General features: G+C 63.8%; 20 protein-coding genes. 10 read left to right on the top strand and 10 right to left on the bottom strand.

Annotated features, from left to right (window positions below):
* Positions 1-288: 288 nt before the first annotated feature.
* The 4 genes from ACT6Q8_RS17085 to ACT6Q8_RS17070 all read left to right on the top strand — a co-directional run bounded on the left by ACT6Q8_RS17085 (position 289) and on the right by ACT6Q8_RS17070 (position 3,347).
* On the top strand, positions 289-2,262 hold the full coding sequence (locus ACT6Q8_RS17085) for a bluetail domain-containing putative surface protein (protein ID WP_444739408.1): 1,974 nt from the start codon (positions 289-291) through the stop codon (positions 2,260-2,262).
* Between the two features lie 78 nt (positions 2,263-2,340).
* Positions 2,341-2,580, top strand: coding sequence for a hypothetical protein (locus ACT6Q8_RS17080; RefSeq protein WP_444733121.1), 240 nt, complete (start codon positions 2,341-2,343; stop codon positions 2,578-2,580).
* A gap of 39 nt (positions 2,581-2,619) precedes the next feature.
* The gene (locus tag ACT6Q8_RS17075; protein ID WP_156344821.1) at positions 2,620-2,793 is read left to right on the top strand and encodes a hypothetical protein; all 174 of its coding nucleotides are present in this window, start codon (positions 2,620-2,622) and stop codon (positions 2,791-2,793) included.
* A 149-nt stretch (positions 2,794-2,942) separates the two neighbouring features.
* On the top strand, positions 2,943-3,347 hold the full coding sequence (locus ACT6Q8_RS17070; protein ID WP_245924303.1) for a MarR family winged helix-turn-helix transcriptional regulator: 405 nt from the start codon (positions 2,943-2,945) through the stop codon (positions 3,345-3,347).
* Positions 3,348-3,422: 75 nt separating this feature from the next.
* On the opposite strand, the gene ACT6Q8_RS17065 is transcribed toward ACT6Q8_RS17070, so the two are convergent.
* Genes ACT6Q8_RS17065 through ACT6Q8_RS17055 form a run of 3 tightly spaced genes read right to left on the bottom strand, consistent with a single transcriptional unit; the run spans position 3,423 to position 6,775 of the window.
* A complete protein-coding gene (locus tag ACT6Q8_RS17065) occupies positions 3,423-4,070 on the bottom strand; it encodes a TetR/AcrR family transcriptional regulator (RefSeq protein ID WP_444733120.1) in 648 nt (215 codons plus the stop codon).
* 15 nt (positions 4,071-4,085) lie between these two features.
* A complete protein-coding gene (locus tag ACT6Q8_RS17060; protein ID WP_444733119.1) occupies positions 4,086-5,687 on the bottom strand; it encodes a DHA2 family efflux MFS transporter permease subunit in 1,602 nt (533 codons plus the stop codon).
* Positions 5,684-6,775 (bottom strand): HlyD family secretion protein, encoded by a 1,092-nt coding sequence (locus ACT6Q8_RS17055; RefSeq protein ID WP_444733118.1) that lies wholly within the window; start codon positions 6,773-6,775, stop codon positions 5,684-5,686. The genes ACT6Q8_RS17060 and ACT6Q8_RS17055 overlap by 4 nt, the downstream gene beginning before the upstream one ends.
* Positions 6,776-7,021: 246 nt before the next feature.
* Here ACT6Q8_RS17055 and ACT6Q8_RS17050 point away from each other — a divergent pair, with 246 nt between their 5' ends.
* Entirely contained in the window at positions 7,022-7,435 is a 414-nt protein-coding gene (locus ACT6Q8_RS17050) for a hypothetical protein (protein ID WP_444733117.1), read from the top strand.
* On the opposite strand, the gene mutS is transcribed toward ACT6Q8_RS17050, so the two are convergent.
* The 3 genes from mutS to ACT6Q8_RS17035 all read right to left on the bottom strand — a co-directional run bounded on the left by mutS (position 7,436) and on the right by ACT6Q8_RS17035 (position 12,025).
* Positions 7,436-10,156 (bottom strand): DNA mismatch repair protein MutS, encoded by a 2,721-nt coding sequence (gene mutS / locus ACT6Q8_RS17045; protein WP_444733116.1) that lies wholly within the window; start codon positions 10,154-10,156, stop codon positions 7,436-7,438.
* Positions 10,157-10,203: 47 nt separating this feature from the next.
* Complete coding sequence (locus tag ACT6Q8_RS17040) at positions 10,204-10,767, bottom strand: PAS domain-containing protein (RefSeq protein WP_444733115.1); 564 nt, start codon at positions 10,765-10,767, stop codon at positions 10,204-10,206.
* Positions 10,768-10,840: 73 nt separating this feature from the next.
* Positions 10,841-12,025 carry an acyltransferase family protein gene (locus ACT6Q8_RS17035; protein ID WP_444733114.1) on the bottom strand — a complete coding sequence of 395 codons (1,185 nt, stop codon included), beginning with the start codon at positions 12,023-12,025 and terminating at the stop codon, positions 10,841-10,843.
* Here ACT6Q8_RS17035 and ACT6Q8_RS17030 point away from each other — a divergent pair.
* The gene (locus tag ACT6Q8_RS17030) at positions 12,013-13,014 is read left to right on the top strand and encodes a LytTR family DNA-binding domain-containing protein (protein ID WP_444733113.1); all 1,002 of its coding nucleotides are present in this window, start codon (positions 12,013-12,015) and stop codon (positions 13,012-13,014) included. The genes ACT6Q8_RS17035 and ACT6Q8_RS17030 overlap by 13 nt on opposite strands.
* Here the strand turns inward: ACT6Q8_RS17030 and ACT6Q8_RS17025 are convergent.
* Positions 13,004-13,465 carry a low molecular weight protein-tyrosine-phosphatase gene (locus ACT6Q8_RS17025; RefSeq protein ID WP_444733112.1) on the bottom strand — a complete coding sequence of 154 codons (462 nt, stop codon included), beginning with the start codon at positions 13,463-13,465 and terminating at the stop codon, positions 13,004-13,006. The two genes, ACT6Q8_RS17030 and ACT6Q8_RS17025, sit on opposite strands and share 11 nt — an antisense overlap.
* A gap of 119 nt (positions 13,466-13,584) precedes the next feature.
* On the opposite strand from ACT6Q8_RS17025, the gene ACT6Q8_RS17020 reads away from it, so the two are divergent.
* The 3 genes from ACT6Q8_RS17020 (at position 13,585) to ACT6Q8_RS17010 (ending at position 15,808) form a co-directional block, all read left to right on the top strand.
* Positions 13,585-14,331 carry a Sir2 family NAD-dependent protein deacetylase gene (locus ACT6Q8_RS17020; RefSeq protein WP_444733111.1) on the top strand — a complete coding sequence of 249 codons (747 nt, stop codon included), beginning with the start codon at positions 13,585-13,587 and terminating at the stop codon, positions 14,329-14,331.
* On the top strand, positions 14,328-14,789 hold the full coding sequence (locus ACT6Q8_RS17015; RefSeq protein ID WP_444733110.1) for a GNAT family N-acetyltransferase: 462 nt from the start codon (positions 14,328-14,330) through the stop codon (positions 14,787-14,789). The genes ACT6Q8_RS17020 and ACT6Q8_RS17015 overlap by 4 nt, the downstream gene beginning before the upstream one ends.
* 80 nt (positions 14,790-14,869) lie before the next feature.
* On the top strand, positions 14,870-15,808 hold the full coding sequence (locus ACT6Q8_RS17010) for a 3-keto-disaccharide hydrolase (RefSeq protein ID WP_444733109.1): 939 nt from the start codon (positions 14,870-14,872) through the stop codon (positions 15,806-15,808).
* A gap of 41 nt (positions 15,809-15,849) precedes the next feature.
* On the opposite strand, the gene ACT6Q8_RS17005 is transcribed toward ACT6Q8_RS17010, so the two are convergent.
* Both ACT6Q8_RS17005 and ACT6Q8_RS17000 read right to left on the bottom strand, forming a co-directional pair.
* On the bottom strand, positions 15,850-16,284 hold the full coding sequence (locus tag ACT6Q8_RS17005; protein ID WP_444733108.1) for a hypothetical protein: 435 nt from the start codon (positions 16,282-16,284) through the stop codon (positions 15,850-15,852).
* 18 nt (positions 16,285-16,302) lie between these two features.
* On the bottom strand, positions 16,303-17,505 hold the full coding sequence (locus ACT6Q8_RS17000) for an HlyD family type I secretion periplasmic adaptor subunit (RefSeq protein WP_444739407.1): 1,203 nt from the start codon (positions 17,503-17,505) through the stop codon (positions 16,303-16,305).
* Between ACT6Q8_RS17000 and ACT6Q8_RS16995 the strand changes: the two genes are divergently transcribed.
* Positions 17,504-17,725 carry a hypothetical protein gene (locus tag ACT6Q8_RS16995; RefSeq protein ID WP_444739406.1) on the top strand — a complete coding sequence of 74 codons (222 nt, stop codon included), beginning with the start codon at positions 17,504-17,506 and terminating at the stop codon, positions 17,723-17,725. The genes ACT6Q8_RS17000 and ACT6Q8_RS16995 overlap by 2 nt on opposite strands.
* Here ACT6Q8_RS16995 and ACT6Q8_RS16990 read toward each other — a convergent pair.
* Complete coding sequence (locus ACT6Q8_RS16990) at positions 17,692-19,449, bottom strand: type I secretion system permease/ATPase (RefSeq protein ID WP_444733106.1); 1,758 nt, start codon at positions 19,447-19,449, stop codon at positions 17,692-17,694. The genes ACT6Q8_RS16995 and ACT6Q8_RS16990 overlap by 34 nt on opposite strands.
* Between the last annotated feature and the right edge of the window lie 13 nt (positions 19,450-19,462).

Raw genomic sequence — 19,462 nt, 5'->3', positions numbered from 1 at the left:
CGCGCCACCGCCCAGTTCGGCAAGAAGTCCGACCTGAAGGTCACCATCGCCGCCTCCGACCAGTACATCGCCGGCGACTATGCCGACACCGTCACCGTGACCATCGCCGCCAAGTAAGCGGTTTTCAGTTCCCCCACAGCTTCATCGGGCAGTTCCAGCCTGCTCCCCCGTCCGGGAAACCGGGCGGGGGTTTTTTAATTGCAGGGGTGATTGTTCGCATTTTATCTAGTTCTGCTATAGTCCAAGACCTGTGCCCCCGGCGGACTTGGGGGCAGCTTTGAGGATGTGATGGCCGACTGGCAGACAAAAATGGTCAAGACCAGCGCGCAGGCCGGCAAGCTGAGCGCCGCCGAGATTGTGGCCATTGCCCGGTCAAATCTGGGGCTGGCCGTGGGTGCCGCCGCCGATATGGATTTTGTGCGCGAGGTTGCGACCATCGCCGAAGGGGCCAACAATTCCTTCTTCGTGGCCGATGGCGAAACACGGGGCAGCGTGCTGGCTGCTGTGCGCTATGAATTGATCAATGCCCGTGCCCAGAACGACCATTGGCTGCTGGCCGGTGCCTTTGTGGGCACCCCGCCGGACGATTGGACCAGCAGCCTGCGCGCCGGCGACATTGTGCGCCTAAACTGGACGCCCAGCGCCAGCGCGGGCGAAACCGATCATACCTTCATTGTGACGGGCACGGTGGATGGTGGCCTGACGCTGATCGATAATCGCGGACGCGGCAACATCACGGCAGAGACCACCCTTACCGCCACTGCCCTGGCCGCCATGGCTCCCAACGAGGTGGTGATCTATCGTCTGCGGGCGGAGTTCGAGGCCGGCAAGGGCACGGCAACCGCCGACCGGCTGACCATCGGCGCCAACGGCTCCGCCTCCGTCGATGGCGGCAATGGCAATGATGCCATCACCGGCGGTGCCTTCGCCGATCTGCTGATCGGTGGGTCCGGCAATGATGTGCTGGTGGGGGCCGGCGGTTCCGACCTGTTGCGCGGCGGGCTGGGCGTCGATGAGATGCTGGGCGGCATCGGCAACGACCATTATGAGGTGGATGCCACCACCGACAAAGTCGCGGAAAATGCCGGGGAAGGCACCGACACGGTCTATACCCTGGTCAGCTATACCCTGCCTGACAATGTCGAGAATCTGATGATCACCGGCGTGGCCAGCCAGATCGCCACGGGCAACGCGCTGGACAACGTCATCTGGGGCTATAACGGCAATGACACGCTGCTGGGCGGAGCTGGCAACGACACGCTGTCGGGCGGCACGGGCAACGATTTGCTGAACGGTGGCACCGGTGTCGATGTGATGGCCGGCGGCACCGGCAACGATATCTATGTGGTCGATGATGAAGGCGATCAGGTCACCGAACTGAACCTGGGCGGCACGGACGAGGTGCAGACCACGCTTGCCAGCTATCGCCTGGGCATCTATGTCGAGAACCTGGCCTATAAGGGCAGTGCTGCCTTTACCGGGCTTGGCAACACGCTGGCCAACAAGATCACGGGCGGGGCCGGGGCGGACACGCTGGATGGCGGCACCGGCAATGACACGCTGATCGGCGGGGCCGGCAACGATGTCTATATCATCGACGCCACCGGCGATGTGGTGACGGAAGCGACGGGCGGCGGCACCGATACCGTGATGAGCGGGATTGTGCGCTATGCCCTGGGCGCCGAGGTTGAGAACCTGACCTATACCGGCAGCGCGGGTTTCACCGGTACCGGCAATGCGCTGAACAATGTGATCACCGGCGGTGATGGCGCCGACCGGCTGAATGGCGGCAACGGCAATGACACGCTGGTCGGCGGCGCGGGCGTCGATACGCTGGTGGGCAGCAGTGGTGTCGATGTGCTGACGGGCGGGGCGGACAAGGATCTGTTCCAATATGCCTCCGTCATTGAAAGCCGTGGCAGCGGCACCCTGACCGCCGCCATCATGGACCGGATCACCGATCTTGACCTGGGCAGTACGGGCGGCGACTGGCAGGACAGGTTCGACCTGCCCTTCACCGTGAAAACCGTGCTGGACGGCACCACGGCGCTGACCGGCACCAGCCTGGCCGCCGCCATCTTCACCCTGTTCTCCACCGGCCCCCTGGCCAAGACCACCTTGACGGCGGGCCTGTTCAGCTATGGCGAGCAGACCTACCTGATCGTCACCGGCGCCACAGCCGGCTCGGTCTTCAGCACCGACGATTTCATCGTCAACATCACGGGCTTTACCGGCACGCTGGATATGGGTGATCTGATCTGAGGGTTATGCATGTTGACGGATCATATCCGATATCGGATGGTTTAAGCCCACCCGAACCGGAGATGACCCGTGATGTTCATGTTGACCCTGCCGGCGCGGCTTGCCCGGCTTCTGACCCCGATCCCCCGCCCCTATCCCGACCTGCCGGATGTGATTCTGCGCGATCTGGATGCCGATACCCGCCACGCGCTGGAGCGGGGTGCGCGACAGGCCCGACGGCCTTTTTCGTTTCGCATTCATCCGATCTCGGAACTGACGGAATACAGGGACAGATTGTTCCTTGCAACCTTCCCGTCCTTCGGCGATAAATCCCTCTGAACCCATCCCGCCACCCCCCAGCCAAGAGGAGAATTTTCTATGGATAATCTGTTTAATCGTACCGGTACCCAGCGTGGGCACGGCCTGCGCGGTACCGGCTGCATGACCTCTGCACGACAAATCCCCCTCAACCAACAAACGATCTTCCGAACAATCGAGGGCAGTGATGAGCTTCTTCATGTCGTTGGGCAACGGCCCGAAATTATTCTTTGAACTGACCGCGCGGCCCCATCGGGACGCCCCACGCACGCGCGGCTATGAAGTTCGGCGCGAGAATGGCGAAACCCTGATCTGGCTTGGCCGCCTCCATGTGATTTATACGCCGGGCCGTTGGCGCCCGGTGGCCAGGGGACCCACAAACGATGGCCGTCACCACGATGCCTACCAATCCAGGGACCGCCGCATGGCATCCTGAAACGCTGGACCCGCTGGTCCGCGTTCTGGAAGCGCTCCGCACGCTGGATCCCGACCTGCCCATTCAATATGCGCTGTCATTCCTGACCATCGCGCAGAATGAGGGGCTGTCGATCCGTGACCTGTCGGAGCGTCTGGGCATCGCGCAATCCTCTGCCTCCCGCAACGTGGCCGCCTTGTCGAAGTGGCACAGCTTCGGCAAGGCCGGTCACGATCTGGTGCAGGCAGAGGAAGACCCGCGTGAGCGCCGGCGCAAGATCATCACCCTGACCGACCGGGGCCGGGAACTGGCGGCACAGCTGTCCGACCTGATCCAGCCCCATAAAAGCCCGACCCTGCGCCGCACGGCCTGAACCGGGAACGGGTGGCGATAAAGAACAAGGGGCGGTCCCGACGGGGCCGCCCCTTGCTGTTTTCAGCCGCTTTTTTCAGCGCCCATAGGCGGCCATGAAGACCCGAACCGCCGCATCCACCCGTGCCTGCCGCTCCGCATCACCCATCGCGGGCAGGACACCCAGCAGGCCGCGCAGCTGCACATGGCCATTCATCAGACCGAAAAACTGTTCCGCGGCCAGCATCGGATCAGGGATGGATAACCGCCCCTCATCATGCTGGCGCTTCAGATAGGAACCCAGACGGGAGAGGGAGACGGCGGGACCGGTCTGATAGAAATGACCGGACATATCGCTCTGCGCCCCCGCCGACAGCATGGTGCGCAGCAGACAGTTCAACTGCCCTTCCACCATCAGTTCCAGAAAGCGCAGACCCAGATTGGTCAGCACCTCGGCGGGCGGGGCGGCGGGATCGCCCATGGTGACGGGTTCGGTCATGCGTTCCGACCGGCGCACCACCATGGCATCGAACAGCCGGTCCTTGGCGGAGAAATGCTTGTAGATGGTCTGCTTGGATACGCCCGCCACCTCGGCCACGCGGTCCATGCTGGCGCCATAACCTTCGCGGGCAAAGACATCCTCGGCGGCGTCCAGGATGGCGTCGCGCTTGGTCATGTCCAGGGGCCGTCCGGCCCCCCGGCGCCCTTCGCGTACGTCGTCGGCCACCACCATGCTCACCGTCATGACACACTCCATCCCTCAATGCCCGCCCAGATCGGCAGCGCCCCGCATCACGGGCCGCTTCACGAAGGGCAGGGTCAGCAGCGCCAGGGTGAAGACCACGCCCATGGCCAGGAACAGATCGGAGAAGGTCATCACCGTCACCTGTTTCTGGATGGTCGCGGCCAGCACCGGCAGACCGGCGGTGACCGGATCTGCCCCCGTGGCATCCGCCACCCGCACCCCGACACCGGACAGGAAGTTTTGCACCTCAGGCCGGGTCGGGTCGATCCAGTCATAAAGCACGCGGCCATGTTGGGCCATACGCTCCGTGATCAGGGTATTAATCCCGGCTAGGCCAAAGGCGCCGCCCAGATTGCGCATCAGGTTGAACAGGCCGGAGGCATTGGGCACCTGATGCGCCGGCAGGGTGCCCATGGCCAGCGAAGTGATGGGGATGATGCAGAACATCAGGCCCACACCCCGGATCATCTGCGGCAGCAGCAGCTGGTCGAACTGCCAGTCGGCGGTGACAGGGACGGAGATGTAAAAGCTGGTGGCCAGCAGGGTGAAGCCGATGGCCAGCACCTTGCGCACATCCATCTTGGAAGACAGCATACCGGCGATGGGGGACGACAGGAACTGACAGATGCCCGTCACCACCATGGTCGACCCGATCTGCTGTGCATTCAGGCCGCGCACCTGCCCTAGATAGAGCGGCAGCATATAGACCGAGCCATAAAGCCCGATGCCGATGACGAAGCCATAGATGGAACCCATGGCGAAATTCACATTGCGCAGGGCGCTCAGGTCGACAATGGCCTTTTCATAGGTCAGGACCCGCCAGAAGAAGCCGATCCCGGCAATCAGGGCCAGCAGGGCGAAGTCGCGGATCGTTTCATCCTGAAACCACTGCTCCCGCGCACCTTCCTCGATCACATAATCCAGGCTGGCCAGGAACAGGGCCATCAGGGCGATGCCGGGCAGGTCGATGCCTTTCAGCAGGGAAAAGTTCGGCTTGTCGATATCGATGCAGGTCCAGACGATGGCCGCCACGGCCAGGCCCGGCAGCAGATTGATTATGAACAGCCAGTGCCAGGAAAACTGCTCCGTCAGGAACCCGCCCAGCGTCGGCCCGACCGTCGGGCCCAGCGTGGCCACCAGACCGATGACGACGGTCACGGGCGCGCGGCGGGCCGGGGGAAAGGCGGTGAAGCTGGTGGCGAACACGGTGGGGATCATCCCGCCACCGATAAAGCCCTGCAAGGTACGCCACAGCACCAGTTCCTCCAGCGAGGAGGATTGAGCACACAGCATGCTGGTGATGGTGAAGCCAAGCGCCGCCGCCGTGAACAGCACACGGGTGGACAGAAGCCGCGTCAGGTAACCCGACAGCGGAATCATCACGACTTCGGCGATCAGATAGCTGGTCTGGACCCAGACAATCTCATCGGCGCTGGCCGCCACGCCGGCCTGGATCTGGCGCAGGCTGCTGGCCACGATCTGGATATCCAGGATGGCCATGAACATGCCGAACACCATGGCGACGAAACCGACCAGGGTCCGCTTCGATATGCCCGCCGTGATGGGCGGCGGCTCTACAGCCGGGATACTGTCCAGCGTGGCGGCGGTACTGCTCATGGCCGCACCGCGACCTGCTGGGGAATGGCCGTGTCGGCCTTGGCGATGCCGATCAGGTCACGCCCGTCATGACGGGTATCCACGCTGACCTCCACCGACAGGCCGGGACGCAGACGGCCGGCCAGCGGCCCATCCTTGGGCAGGGCCACGCGCACGGGCACGCGCTGCACGATCTTGGTGAAGTTGCCGGTGGCGTTTTCCGGGGGCAGCAGACTGAACTGCGCGCCCGATGCAGGCGACAGGCTGTCGATCCGGCCCTCAACCTTCATGCCGGGATAGGCATCGATGGACAGTTCCACAGGCTGGCCCACGCGCAGGCGACCGATCTGGGTCTCCTTGAAATTGGCGGTGATATAGGCGTCCTGGACGGGGACCAGGGCCATCAACTGTGTCCCGGCCTTTACGAACTGCCCCACCCGCGCCCCGGAACTGCCGATCACACCGGCGATGGGGGCGCGGATCACGCTTTTCTCCAGGTCATTTTCCGCCAGCACCAGGGCGGCGTTCGCCTCCTCCAGCGCTGCTTCAGCCTTGGCCCGTTCGGTGGACAGGACCGACAGCTGATCGCGTTCGGCGGTCAGGGCCGCCTGCGCCTTGGTCAGGGCGGCGCCGGCCTTCTGCGCGTCGGCCTGGGTGGTGGCCAGTTTCTGCTGGCTGGCAAACTCACGGGTGGCAAGGGCGGTATAGCGCTGGGCATCGGCGCCGGCCCGGCGCTGTTCGGCCTGGGCGGCGGCGACACCGGCATCTGCCTGACGGATCAGGGCGCCGGACAGGGTCAGGCGGCTGTCGATATTGGCGATGGATGCCGCGGCGGCATCGCGGCGGGCGCGGGCCTGATCGGCCTTGGCCGCCAGGTCGCGGTCATCCAGGCGCAGCAACACGTCGCCCGCCTGCACCATCTGGTTTTCCACCACCTCCACCGCGCCGACATAGCCTTCGACGCGCGGGCTGATCATGGTGATGTCAGCCTCGACATAGGCGTTGTCCGTCGCCTCCTGAAACCGCGCCACGGACCACCAATGCCAGCCGCCATAGGTACCGGCAAGCAGCAGCGGCACGGCCAACGCCAAGGCGATCTTCCTGTTCATGGGTCTATTCCTGGTCTGGATATTTTCGGAACTGGACAGTCCAGTATTGAAACGCAAAATGCGCCTTGTCCGACAGATGGTCAATCCAGATTAATAGACTGGATGGTTTGATAATCGCCGCGACAGGCATGCGATGGCTGCATGCTCACCGGAAGGACATAAGGGTGGGCTTGCGGGACGGGGCCGTTTACCGCTTACTGCTTTCTGTGACGGGGCATCACAAGGGGCGTTCTTATGAAGGTGCGGATGGCGAACAGGCGCCAGATCCTGAGGCTTGGCATGGCGGTACTGACCGGCATGGCCTTGCCGGGACATGCCTTGGCGGAAGGCAGCCCAGCCGATGATCCCAAACTGCGCTTCATCAATGTCCCGCCCCTGCTGCTGCCGGGCAAGGAGCGCTATGCCTTCATCCGGCTGGTCATGCAGCTGGTGGTGCGCAGGACGGAACAATTGCCGGGGGAATCGGCATTGGTCACCGCCTATATGCCGCGCATCGTTGGCAAGCTGACCGAAGAACTGCCGGTGGATGGCAGTCTGTCGCGCAATTCCGGCCCCAACGAACTGGCCGATGTGAAGCGCCATGTCCGCAATCTGGCCAATGACATCATCGGCCAGCCCGTGGTCGAGGATGTGCTGATCACCAGCCTGCTGACCGGTTGATCAGCCCAGCAGACCCCGCAGCCGGTACAGCGCGTCCAGCGCCTGACGGGGCGTCAGCTCATCCGGATTGATGGTGCGCAGTTCCATCTCCACCACAGATGGTTCCGGTTCCGAAACGACCTGACGCGGGGCGGGTTTCGCGGCCATGGCGGCGAACAGGGGAAGATCATCGGCCAGCCGGCTTGCCGCACTGGCCTGATCACCTTTCTCCAGGATCTGCAACACCTGTTCCGCACGCGAAATGACCTGCGGCGGCAGCCCGGCCAGACGCGCGACATGGATGCCATAGGAGCGGTCGGCGGCACCGGCGGCCACCTCATGCAGGAAGATAACGTCGCCCCGCCATTCCTTGATCCGCATCGTGTGACAGGACAGGTCGGGCAGTTTGGCCGACAGGGCCGTCAGTTCGTGATAATGCGTGGCGAACAGGCCGCGACAGCGCGCCGCCTCATGCAGATGTTCAACGCAGGCCCAGGCGATGGACAGACCGTCGAAGGTGGCGGTGCCGCGCCCGATCTCATCCAGGATGACCAACGAATGGCGGGTGGCCTGGTTCAGGATGGTGGCGGTTTCCACCATCTCCACCATGAAGGTGGAGCGCCCGCGCGCCAGATCATCGGCGGCCCCCACACGGCTGAACAGCTTGTCCACGGTGCCGATACGGGCGGTGCGGGCCGGCACATAGGACCCCATCTGCGCCAGCACTGCGATCAGGGCATTCTGGCGCAGGAAGGTGGATTTACCGGCCATGTTGGGACCGGTCAGCAGCCACAGGCGCTGTCCCGGCGACAGGTCACAATCATTGGCCACGAACGGCCCGCCGCTATTTTCGGCCAGCGCCTGTTCGACCACGGGATGCCGCCCGCCGCGCACGTCAAAGGACAGGTCATTGGCCATTTCGGGCCGGCACCAGCCGCCATCCACGGCCAGATCGGCCAGCGAGGCGGTGACATCCAGGGTCGCCAGTGCACGGGCCGTGGTGGCGATGGGGTCGGCCAGATCGATGACCGCCTTCACCAGCTGCCCGAAAATCTCCAGCTCCAGCGCCAGAGAGCGATCGCCGGCCTCTGCCACCTTGCGTTCCAGTTCCGACAGGGCGACGGTGGTGAAACGCACGGCCCCTGCCATGGTCTGGCGATGGATGAAATCGGCCCGGTGCTTTTCCGACATCAGCTTGTCGGCATGAACCGCCGTCACCTCGATATAATAGCCCAGCACGTTATTATGCCGGATCTTCAGGGATGCGATGCCGGTGGCATCCACATATTGCGCCTGAAGGTTGGCGATGTGCCGGCGGCTGTCGTCGCGCAGCGCCCGCAATTCATCCAGCGGACCGGAATATCCCGCCGCCACGAAGCCGCCATCGCGGGCCAGCATAGGCAGATCGGGGCCCAGGGCGCGCGACAGAAGCGCAATCAGCGCCTCATGATCGGCGCCCTGCCCACCCGCCAGACCATCGACGATGCGGGCCATGCCCGGCGGCAGGGGCGTGCCGATGCCGCCATTGCCATAAGCCAAGCGTCCGCGCAGAGATACGGCCCGTTCCAGCGCATCGCGCACGGCGGCCAGATCGCGCGGGCTGCCTCGGTCCAGCGTCAGGCGCGTCAGGGCGCGTTCGACATCCGGCGTACGGCGCAATTCCTCACGAATATCAACGCGCAAGGGCGTTTCACCGGCCAGATAGGCGACCATGTCCAGCCGCCGCTCAATGCGCGCCGGATCGGTCAGGGGGGCCGACAGCCGTCCGGCCAGCAGCCGGGCACCAGCCCCCGTAACGGTGCGGTCGATGGCGGCCAGCAGGCTGCCGCGCCGTTCACCGGTCAGGGTGCGGGTCAGTTCCAGGTTGCGGCGGGTGGCGGGGTCGATCTCCATCACCTGACCCGCGGCCAGACGGCGCGGCACGTCAAAGCGCGGCAGACGACCCTTCTGCGTCAGTTCCACGTAATCGACCAGCGCGCCCGCTGCCGCCACCTCCGCCCGGCCAAAGGCGCCGAACGCATCCAGGGTGCCGACATTATAGAGCGCCAGCAGGCGCTTGCGGCCATTCTCGCTGTCGAATCGCGCATTGGGCTGAATGGTCAGGCGGGCGCGCCATTCATCCCAAAGCGGCGACAACTCCTCCACCTGGCTCAACCGTTCGGGCAGCAGCAATTCGCCGGGCGACAGACGGGCCAGCAGCGAGGGCAGGCTGGCACGTTCCACCGGCGACAGGGTCAACTCACCGGTGGACAGGTCCAGCCAGGCCAGCGCCCCCTCGCCCCCTGCCTCTGCCAGTGCCGCCAGGTAATTGTTGGATCGCGCGTCCAGCAAGCCATCCTCGGTGATGGTGCCGGGGGTGACCACGCGCACCACGTCACGGCGAACCACCGATTTGGCTCCGCGCTTCTTGGCCTCCGCCGGGTCTTCGGTCTGTTCACAGATGGCGACACGGAAGCCGGCGCGGATCAGGCGGGAGAGGTATTGTTCATGGGAATGCACGGGCACGCCGCACATGGGGATGTCTTCCCCCTGATGCTGGCCGCGCTTGGTCAGGGTGATGTCGAGGGCGCCCGCCGCCTGCACCGCGTCGTCAAAGAACAGCTCATAGAAATCGCCCATGCGGTAGAACAGCAGCGTGCCTGGGTGCTGCCGCTTGATCTCCAGATACTGCGCCATCATGGGGGAGACGGGGGCGCTGGCGGTGCTTTCGGGGCGGGTGCTGCTGTCGGTCACTTGGGTCATAGGTCTGCCGGGAGGGGCCGCCACCCTAGCACCCTGCCGCTGCCGCCTCAAACCGTCAGTGGGGCCGCCTCGAACGAGACCAGCTTATCCTCCACCACCTCATCAGCGGGACGCAGCAGGGAGGAGGCGCGGTAGCGGACAGAGGCCCCCATCAGGCCGCAGAGCAGCATGTCGATGCGGCCCGGCTGGTGATTGGACAGCGGTAGGATGACGGCATCCAGCCGCAGCCGCCCGCGCCGCGTATTGACCAGGGCGGAACTGGCCACAGGACAGGCATCCTGGCTGGCCCGGTCCATCCAGTGCCGCCAATGGTCACCCAGATGGGCGGGCCAGGATTGGCGCAGGGTGCTGCCCGTCAGGGCACGCCCGAACAGGCCATCCAGGCCGGTACCCACCAGACGGTAACGGTAATCCCCGGTCATGACATCCAGCAGCATGACCCAGGGCAGCAAAGGCTGCATGTCGGCGGGGTTCAGGTCATTGCGGGCGGGTGCCGCCCGTCCGGCCCCGCGCACACGGGCCCAGTATTCGACAAGGGCGCGCAACCGGCCATCGACAATGGCATCCGCGGCAATCCCCGTCATGTCCTGGACATTGGCAACGCCACTCACATCACACTCCGCACCCCAAGGCCGGCTGTTCGCCGGCGGGGGACAGAATGCACCCACAGGGGTAAAGAAAGCCTTATCTAACCCCCAACAAAGGCCCCAGCAGCTTTACCCGCCGCGCCAACTCGTACGTGGCGAAGCATCCGGCCACCGTGGCCGCGATCAGTAGCAGGGACTCGACCGCCACGGGCAGGTTCAAGGGCGTCAGATGATGGCCGACCACCACGATCAGGGTCTGGTGGATGATGTAGAAGGGGAACACCCCGACGCTGAGATAGCGCAGCAGTGGCGTGGAGCGGTTGAAATGCCGGCGGGCAAAGCCCAGGACCGCCAGGATCATGGCCCATTGTTCCACGCCATAGGATGTGCGGGCGATCAGGCGCAGGACATCGCCGCTGAACGGCATGTCATTCTCATGAAAGGTCCAGAGCGACCAGCAATAGACATAAGCACCCCAGGCCAGCAGCGCCACGCCCAGCGCCCCCCAGCGCATCCGCGCCAGCCGGTCGAACAGGTCGCCATTGCGGGCGATGGCATAGCCCAGCAGGAACATGCCGAAACTGACGGCATGATTGTACCAGTCCCAGGTCAGGTTGTGAGTGACGGGGAACCGGTCATAAAGGCTGAGGCGCAACCCGACCAGGATCAGTATGGGCAGCAGCAACACCATCCAGGGCCGCCGCGTCCACGCCCCCTGCCCCAATCGGATCAGGAAGCGCCCGCCGCCCGCCACCAGGATCAGCGACAGCAGGCCCGTATAAAGCAGCAGATAGGCCACGAACCACATATGGTTCCAGGTAGGCAGGGTCAGGCAGTCATCGCCCCGGCAGAAGCCCTGATAGAAGGACAGGTAGCGGCCATAGAAGGCCAGGAACCCGCCATCATACTGGATCTTCTCCACCACCTCATAATAAGGCTGCGGCACCACCAGCACCGCCATCACGAACAGCAGCGGAATGCCCAGGCGCGGCAGGCGGGACCGGGCCAGTTCGCCCGGCCCCATGCGGTCGGCCATGAAGCGGGTGGCAACGCCGGAGATCAGGAAAAGCAGCGATAGGCGCCAGGGATTGGACAGCAGCATCAGCGGCTCCAGCGCCGGCCCCACATGCTGGCTCTTCACATGCCAATCCCAGGTCACATAGAACATGCCGACATGGTAAAGGATCAACAGAGCAAAGGCGCCGACCCGGACCCAGTCCAGGAAAGGCAGGCGCTGGCCAGGGGCAGGCGGGACGGATGGGGCAGGGTTTGTCATCGTCATCTTCATCATCCGAAAAGCGGGAAACGGGTGCCGGCCCCCGCTTCTGGCCCTGGCGCGCCCAGGCCGGCAAGGCGGCGGGGATGGGCGGAACCGGCCCTGACACGGGTGTGACGGACGGCATGATGGCTGTGACGAGCGGCGGGACGAACGGCGAAAGCCCCGGTTTGGGCGGCTTCCGGCCCTATTTGGTGCTGGTGCCGCTGACCCTGCTGTTTGCCCTGGTCAATACCATGTCAGCCTGGGACGACCGCGATGGCTGGCCCTTCTGGCTGCCCATTCTGACGGAATTCAGCAGTGCCGTTTCCATCCTGTGCCTGTGCTGGGTCCCCGCCTGGGCCCTGGGCCGGGCGCCGCTAACCCCACCTTGGGGACGGGTTTTGCTGCTACATCTGCCGGCGGCCCTGCTGTTCAGCCTGCTGCACAGTGCGGGCATGGCGCTGCTGCGCAATGGGGCGGGCGTCCTGTTCGATCTGGATTACCGGTTCAATCTGACGGCTGGCGTCCTGGTCTATGAAGGCCGCAAGGATGTGATGACCTATGTGGTGGTCTGCGGCATTTTCCTGCTGTTCGGACATGGGCGCGGCCATAAGGCGCAATCACCCATCCAGGCACCCGAAACGCCGATGCCGATCAGCGCGCCGCCATCAGCAGCACAGTTCGATATCCGCGACGGCGCCCGGCTGCTGCGCGTTGCCGTGGCCGATATCCAGGCCGTGCGGTCGGCGGGGAATTATGTGGAATTCCTGCTGGCCGATGGGCGCCAGCCCCTGATGCGGGCCACCCTGACGCAGCTGACCGAGGAACTGTCCACCCATGGCTTGCTGCGGACGCATCGGTCCTGGCTGGTCAACCGAGCGCATGTAAGGGGGCTGGAACCGGAAGGATCAGGCGATTACGCGATCACCCTGTCGGATGGCAGCAAGGCACCCCTTTCGCGGCGCTTCCCCGACGCGCTGGAAAACTTGCGGAAGGGAAAGTTCAGCGGCTGACGCGGGCCAGCAGGGCCTTGGCGCCTGCCTCCACCATGTCCAGCACCTCCACAAACCCCGCCGCACCGCCGTAATAGGGATCGGGCACGTCGCGCCCGGTCCAGGGGGCCGGCGCGTGATCGGCGAACAGTGACAGTTCGGCGGTGGCGCCGGCAGGCGCCATGCGGCGCATGATGTCCAGATGGCCGCGATCCATGGCCAGGATCAGATCGAATCGCGTGAAATCCGCCGCCACCAGCTTTCGCGCCCGCAAGGGAGATAAGTCATAGCCGCGTGTGCGGGCGGCCCGGATGCTGCGCGGATCGGGCGGGTCGCCAATGTGATAGCCATGGGTTCCCGCGCCATCGACCAGCACATCCAGCCCCGCATCGGCCACCAGCTTTCGGAACACCCCGTCCGCCGTGGGGGAGCGACAGATATTGCCGGTACAGACGAAAAGCACGGAACGCATCTGGATTACCCGGATGGAGACAGGGGTTCCTGTCTTAACATCTGTCCAGGGGCTTGTCCCGCGCGCATGTCCGTGCCAACCTGACAGCGCTATCTTTTCAGCTTGTCCAGATTCCTCCCATGATTGACCCCCATCTGAAACGCCTGTTGCAGGGGCTGCGGCCCGATGCCGGCCTGTTCATCCTGACCGGTGCCGGCATCAGCCGGGAATCGGGCCTGCTGACCTTTCGCGACGGCGACGGGCTGTGGGAGAAGGAACGGCTGGAGGATGTGGCAACGCCGCAGGCCTTCGCGCGGGACCCGGCGCGCGTCCAGGGTTTCTACAATGCCCGCCGCCGCGCCGTTCTGCACCCGGATGTGCAGCCGAACGAAGCGCATCAGGCGCTGGTGCGGCTGGAACGGGAATGGCGGGGGCCGTTCCTGCTGGTCACCCAGAATGTCGATGATCTGCATGACCGGGCGGGGTCCGCGCGGATGCTGCATATGCATGGGGAATTGCTGAAAATCCGCTGCGCCGCCTGTGACCGGATGGCGGCCTTCAGCGGCGATCTGGCCTTGGATAATGTCTGCCCGGATTGCGGGGGCCGCGGCACCCTGCGCCCCCATATCGTCTGGTTCGGGGAGATGCCGCTTTACATGGATGAGATCGGGCAGGCGCTGGACGAGGCGGCCCTGTTTATCGCTATCGGCACGTCGGGTACCGTCTATCCCGCCGCCGGATTCGTGGCCGCCGCGCGGGCCAATGGCGCCGTGACGGTGGAGGTCAATATGGAGGAAACGGGCGGCAGGTTTGATGGCGGCCTGTATGGGCCGGCAACACAGACCGTGCCGGCCCTGGTGAATGGTTTGCTGGAGATTGTTCGATGACCCATTTCACGGTGGAACTGGCCGATCCGACCCTGCCGGAGGCCCGCGCCCTGATCGCCGACCTGGATCACTATCTGGGGGAACTGTATAAGCCGGAAGAAAACCATCTTCTGGACCCGCAGCAGTTGAAATCCCCGGATATCCGCTTCCTTCTGGCCCGCCGCGATGGCCGTGCCGTCGGCTGCGGCGCCATCCGCATCGACGCCGACGGCTATGCGGAGGTGAAGCGCATGTATGTCGATCCCGTGCATCGCGGGCGCGGCATCGCCGGCCTGGTCATGGCCCGGCTGGAGGAACTGGCCCGGGCAGACGGGATCAGACTTTTGAAGCTGGAAACCGGGGAGTTGCAGCGCGAGGCAGTGGGGCTGTACCGCCGGCTGGGCTTCACCCCTTGCGGGTCGTTCGGGGATTATCCCTGCGGCGGCGGGGCAAGTATCTTCATGGAAAAAAAGCTGTGATTATTCCCTTCCCTGCCCGCCCTTGCTGATCCATAGTGCGGTCAAAATTGACAGCGCTATCAATTAAAGGGGAGGCAGGGATGCGGATTGTTGCAGGACGGGGATTTGCCGTTCTTTTCCTGATGCTGGCCGGGATGCCGGCAGTGGCGGAAACGGACCCGAAGCTTGAGACCATCCTGGCCAGTGATCCGGTGTTCAAGCCACAGCGTCTGACCCTGACCGAGATCCCGTCGCCCACCGGACCCGCCGTTGCCCTGCTGAATGGCAAGGATCTGTCGGACTGGGATATCTGGCTGGGCTATCGCGACCCGTCCATCACCTATGTGAACAAGAGTGAGAAGCCGATCGGGGCGCGGCCCGGTGGCGACCCGATGTTCACGGCCCTGATGCTGGATGGTGAGCCGGCCCTGCGTGTCGATGGCGCCACCTGGGGCTCCATCGTGCATAAGGGCGTGTTCGGGAACTATCATCTGCGGCTGGAGTACAAATGGACGGGCAAGCGACACGCCCCGCGCCTGAACCTGCCGGAGAATAATGGCCTGCTCTACCATTCCTTCGGGGCCGATGGATCGGTCTATGGCACCTGGATGCCGGCGGTGGAGTTCGAGATCATGTTCGGTTCCACCGGCATGGTCGTGCCCGTCGGCACCATGGTAAAGCCGGTGACCGACGCCGGACGTGACCGGTCCCTGATCAACCCGCAGCGCCGCTTTATGGTGGGCGGGCGCGCCGTCACCGTGGAACAGCCGGCCTGGAACGTGGAGGCGGCGACCGACGCCGAACGCCCGGTCGGCCAGTGGAACGTGCTGGACCTTTATGTCCTGGGTGACAAGGCCATCCATGTGGTCAATGGTGTGCCGGTCATGGAACTGCGCGACCTGTCGGTACTAAACGAGGATGGCAGCCGCACAGCCCTGACCAAGGGCCGTATCCAGTTTCAGTCGGAAGGGGCGGAAACCCTGTTCCGGCGCGCCACCCTGACGCCCATCGACCGGCTGCCGCGCATTATCGTGAGGTAAAGAAAAGGGCGCTCCCCAGCGGGGAGCGCCCTTTTCACTTTCTACAGCAGGCCGGTTTCCGGCGGTCCGGGCAAAGCGATCCGTCCCAAAAACGCCTCCAGCCGTAGCCAAAGCTGATTGATCTGCTGCGCCGACCGCGGATCGAAATGGCGCAGCATGTCCATCGTCGCGTCATCCAGCCGCGGATAGGCCATCAGCAACCCTTGCGCCTCCCCCTGCGGGGCCCTGGCATAAAGCCGGAAGCGCAGGGAGTTCACAACAAAACAGGCCAGCAGCGCCACGAAGCCAGCCTTGTCCTCCAGAAAATATGTCGGGCATTCAACATAGGCCGCATCCGGAACCATGCCCTGCCAGGTTGCGTCTGGAATAACCAGACAATTGGCAGGCAGTTCGCATTCGGCGATGCCCCGCGCAAGATCGCGCGGGGCAGCCTGGATGCGCCATATAAGACCGGAGCCACCCTGCGTCGGGATCATGCTCCGCCCTCCCCTTCATCAGGTTTCCTTGAAGGCCTTGAAGAAGCTGTCAGTCAGCGGACGCATCAGATACTCAATGATGGTACGTTCGCCAGCCTTGATCAGCACTTCCGCCGGCATACCGGGGATCAGCTTCTGACCGTTCAGATGCACCAGTTGATCCTTGCCGACGCGGACCCGCGCCATAAAGAAGCGATTACCATGCTGGTCAGTCGTCGCGTCAGCCGCAACCGTCTCAACGGTCCCGATCAGGATGGGGATATGGCGGGTGGACAGAGAGGAGAACTTGATCTCCGCCTCCATACCCGGCGCCGCAACATCCACGTCCATCGGCGAAACCATGGCCTCAATGATCAGGTCGTCATTGGTCGGCACCAGTTCCATCAACGGATCGCCTGAGCGAACCACCCCGCCAACGGTGTGAACGCGCGAGTTGACGATGATGCCATCCGCCGGCGCTTTGACCTCGCGGCGCTGCAACACGTCGATGGCGCTGGTCAACCGATCCTGCAAGTCAAAGACCTTGGCCTGTGCATCGGCCAATCCCTTGGCCACATCCTCTTCAAACTGCTTGCGGACCTGAATGGCCTGAAGGCGGGCCTCGCCACTGGCGACCTTGTTGCGGGCGATCTCGGCTTCGTAATTGCCGCGATCACCGTCCAGTTCGGCCCGGCGGCGCTGTAACTCCAGCAGACGGGTCTTGGATGCATACCCCTTCTCAAACAGCTGCTGAAGACCTTCAAGCTCGCTGTCGATCAGGCTAATCTGTCGGGTGTTCGCAGTCACCTGTGCTGCCAAACCCTTGCTCTGCTCCTCCAACTGCTTGACGCGCTGGTCAAGGATGGAAAGCTGGCCGCTGATGGCGTCCCGCCGGGACTTGAAGACCTCTTCCTCAGACTGGCGGATGGCCGCGTTGCGGCCATTGTCACCAGCCCCCTGCAACTCCTTGGGAAAGCTGATCCCCTTCTGCCCATCACGCTCGGCGATGAAGCGGGCTTCCTGCGCCTTGACGGTCAGGAACTGACCATAAAGCACGTCACGCTGGGCCTGGGACGTCACTTCGTCCAGACGCAACAGGACGTCCCCAGCCTTAACGACGGCACCGTCGCGGACAAGTATCTCTGAAACGATACCGCCCTCCAGGTGCTGAATGGTCTTGCGGCTGCTGTCAACACCGACAATGCCGGAGGCTACCACGCCCTTAGCGATGGGGGCCAACATGGACCAGATCATAAGGCTGCCGAAGGCAGCGGCGATCAGGATCAGGCCCGAACGCACCACGGGCATTTCGTCGGTCGGAACAGCGGTCAATTCCATCCCTGGCGACAGGGCCGGAACGCTGCTTTTTGAAGTTAGAAACTTCATCATGGTCGACACTTTCGATGAGAGCCGGCCAGCGGCGCGCAATCAGGCGCTCGTGCTGGCGGAAGGGGCGATCTGACCGGGGGCCGGCTGCTGCTGCACCTGCTGGGGCTGCGCAACGGGGCGGGTCAGGCGGGCAAGAACGTCCTGCTTGGGTCCGAACATCTCCACAAGGCCATCGCGCAGAACCAATATCTTGTCGACATGGTTCATGACGCTGGGGCGATGTGAAATCAGGATGACCGTTACCTGGCGCTCCCTCAGCCGCATGAGCCCCTGCACCAGGGCTGCCTCACCATCGCTGTCCAGGTTGGAATTGGGCTCATCCAGGACGACGAAGCGCGGATTGCCATAAACAGCCCGGGCAAGACCCAGCCGCTGCCGCTGCCCGCCCGACAAGGCGATACCACCAGGACCGATCACCGTGTCATAGCCGTTCGGCAGGCGCAGGATCATATCATGCACGCCGGCAAGCTGGGCCGCCTCAACCACCTTGACCGGGTCAACATCACCAAACCGGGCGATATTCTCCTTAATGGAGCCATCGAAAATTTCTACATCCTGTGGCAGGTACCCGATATGGGGCCCGAGACTCTCGTGCTTCCAGGCGAACACATCAGCACCGTCCAGACGAACAGAACCGCTATGAGGCGGCCATACGCCCACCAGAAGGCGGGCCAAAGTGGACTTGCCGGCAGCACTGGGGCCCACAAGAGCCAGCGACTCACCCGCGACCAAGCCAAAACTGACACCCTTGATCGTGGGGGTGCTTCCGCCCGGCGGGACCGCCACCACACGCTCCACCGACAGGTTGCCCTGCGGGGGAGGTAATTCCATCGTTTCCGTTTCGCTGGAGAATGCGAGCAGCAGTTCATTGAGACGGGCGTAGGCACCGCGCGCACTGATGAACATCTTCCAGGAACCGATGGCCTGCTCCACCGGGGCGAGGCCGCGCCCCATGATGATGGAGGCTGCGATCATGATACCGGGCGTGATTTCGTTCTCAAGCGCCAGATAGGCGCCCATGCCCAGGATCGCAGACTGCACGAACATGCGGGTAAACTTCGTCATGGCGCTGATAAAGCCGGCATTGTCGCTGGCAACGGCCTGCAACAGCATCGCCTTGTCCTGACTGGAGCGCCAGCGGCGACGGATGGCCGGCAACATGCCCATGGCCGCCAGAACCTCACTGTTCCTGAGGCTGGCCTCGGCAAATGCCGTGGCCCGCAGGGCATGGGTATTCGCCTCCGACAGCGGCTTCTTGGTTGCAACCTCGGTCGCCCAGGCCAGCGCGAAGAGAATGACAGCACCACCCAACGCCACCAGCCCCAGCAACGGATGCATCAGGCAGACGATACCGATGAAGATCGGCGCCCACGGAGCATCGAAGAAGGCGAAAGGACCCTGGGAGGTGATGAACTGGCGCACCGTATCCAGATCGCGCAGCGACTGGCTTCGGTTGGCAGCCGGTGCCCGGAGGTTCAATGAGAAAATGGCATCGAAGACCTTCGATCCCAGAGTGTGCTCCATCTTGCCGCTAACGCGGACCAGAACACGCGACCGGATGACCTCCAGCAATGCCATGACGAACATCATGGCCGCGATAATCAGACTGATATAGAGCAGCGTCGCTTCGCTTCGCGCTGTCAGTACACGGTCATAAACCTGCAGCATGTAAATGGGCGCGGCCAGCATCAACAGATTGATGAAGAAGCTGAACACCCCGACAAACGCGAACGCGCGGGCCGACTTCTGTAGCGCCTGCCGCAGCGGAGATTGAGCGCCTGCGGGGCGTCTATTCATAATTTGCATAATG

The organism is Niveispirillum sp. (assembly GCF_052437035.1).
Lineage (GTDB): Bacteria > Pseudomonadota > Alphaproteobacteria > Azospirillales > Azospirillaceae > Niveispirillum.
The sequence above is the reverse complement of the archived record's forward strand: the minus strand, read 5'-3'. Positions and strand labels throughout refer to the sequence as shown.

Excerpts from the sequence above, each read along its gene's own strand:
- ACT6Q8_RS17035 (WP_444733114.1), bottom strand. The coding sequence starts at position 12,025 with ATGACGATGACAAACCCTGCCCCATCCGTCCCGCCTGCCCCTGGCCAG.
- ACT6Q8_RS16990 (WP_444733106.1), bottom strand. The coding sequence starts at position 19,449 with ATGAATAGACGCCCCGCAGGCGCTCAATCTCCGCTGCGGCAGGCGCTA.
- ACT6Q8_RS17025 (WP_444733112.1), bottom strand. The coding sequence starts at position 13,465 with ATGCGTTCCGTGCTTTTCGTCTGTACCGGCAATATCTGTCGCTCCCCC.
- mutS (WP_444733116.1), bottom strand. The coding sequence starts at position 10,156 with ATGACCCAAGTGACCGACAGCAGCACCCGCCCCGAAAGCACCGCCAGC.
- ACT6Q8_RS17060 (WP_444733119.1), bottom strand. The coding sequence starts at position 5,687 with ATGAGCAGTACCGCCGCCACGCTGGACAGTATCCCGGCTGTAGAGCCG.
- ACT6Q8_RS17070 (WP_245924303.1), top strand. The coding sequence starts at position 2,943 with ATGGCCGTCACCACGATGCCTACCAATCCAGGGACCGCCGCATGGCAT.
- ACT6Q8_RS17050 (WP_444733117.1), top strand. The coding sequence starts at position 7,022 with ATGGCGAACAGGCGCCAGATCCTGAGGCTTGGCATGGCGGTACTGACC.
- ACT6Q8_RS17005 (WP_444733108.1), bottom strand. The coding sequence starts at position 16,284 with ATGATCCCGACGCAGGGTGGCTCCGGTCTTATATGGCGCATCCAGGCT.
- ACT6Q8_RS17075 (WP_156344821.1), top strand. The coding sequence starts at position 2,620 with ATGGATAATCTGTTTAATCGTACCGGTACCCAGCGTGGGCACGGCCTG.
- ACT6Q8_RS17000 (WP_444739407.1), bottom strand. The coding sequence starts at position 17,505 with ATGTTGGCCCCCATCGCTAAGGGCGTGGTAGCCTCCGGCATTGTCGGT.
- ACT6Q8_RS16995 (WP_444739406.1), top strand. The coding sequence starts at position 17,504 with ATGGACCAGATCATAAGGCTGCCGAAGGCAGCGGCGATCAGGATCAGG.
- ACT6Q8_RS17055 (WP_444733118.1), bottom strand. The coding sequence starts at position 6,775 with ATGAACAGGAAGATCGCCTTGGCGTTGGCCGTGCCGCTGCTGCTTGCC.
- ACT6Q8_RS17010 (WP_444733109.1), top strand. The coding sequence starts at position 14,870 with ATGCGGATTGTTGCAGGACGGGGATTTGCCGTTCTTTTCCTGATGCTG.
- ACT6Q8_RS17015 (WP_444733110.1), top strand. The coding sequence starts at position 14,328 with ATGACCCATTTCACGGTGGAACTGGCCGATCCGACCCTGCCGGAGGCC.
- ACT6Q8_RS17020 (WP_444733111.1), top strand. The coding sequence starts at position 13,585 with ATGATTGACCCCCATCTGAAACGCCTGTTGCAGGGGCTGCGGCCCGAT.
- ACT6Q8_RS17080 (WP_444733121.1), top strand. The coding sequence starts at position 2,341 with ATGTTGACCCTGCCGGCGCGGCTTGCCCGGCTTCTGACCCCGATCCCC.
- ACT6Q8_RS17065 (WP_444733120.1), bottom strand. The coding sequence starts at position 4,070 with ATGACGGTGAGCATGGTGGTGGCCGACGACGTACGCGAAGGGCGCCGG.
- ACT6Q8_RS17085 (WP_444739408.1), top strand. The coding sequence starts at position 289 with ATGGCCGACTGGCAGACAAAAATGGTCAAGACCAGCGCGCAGGCCGGC.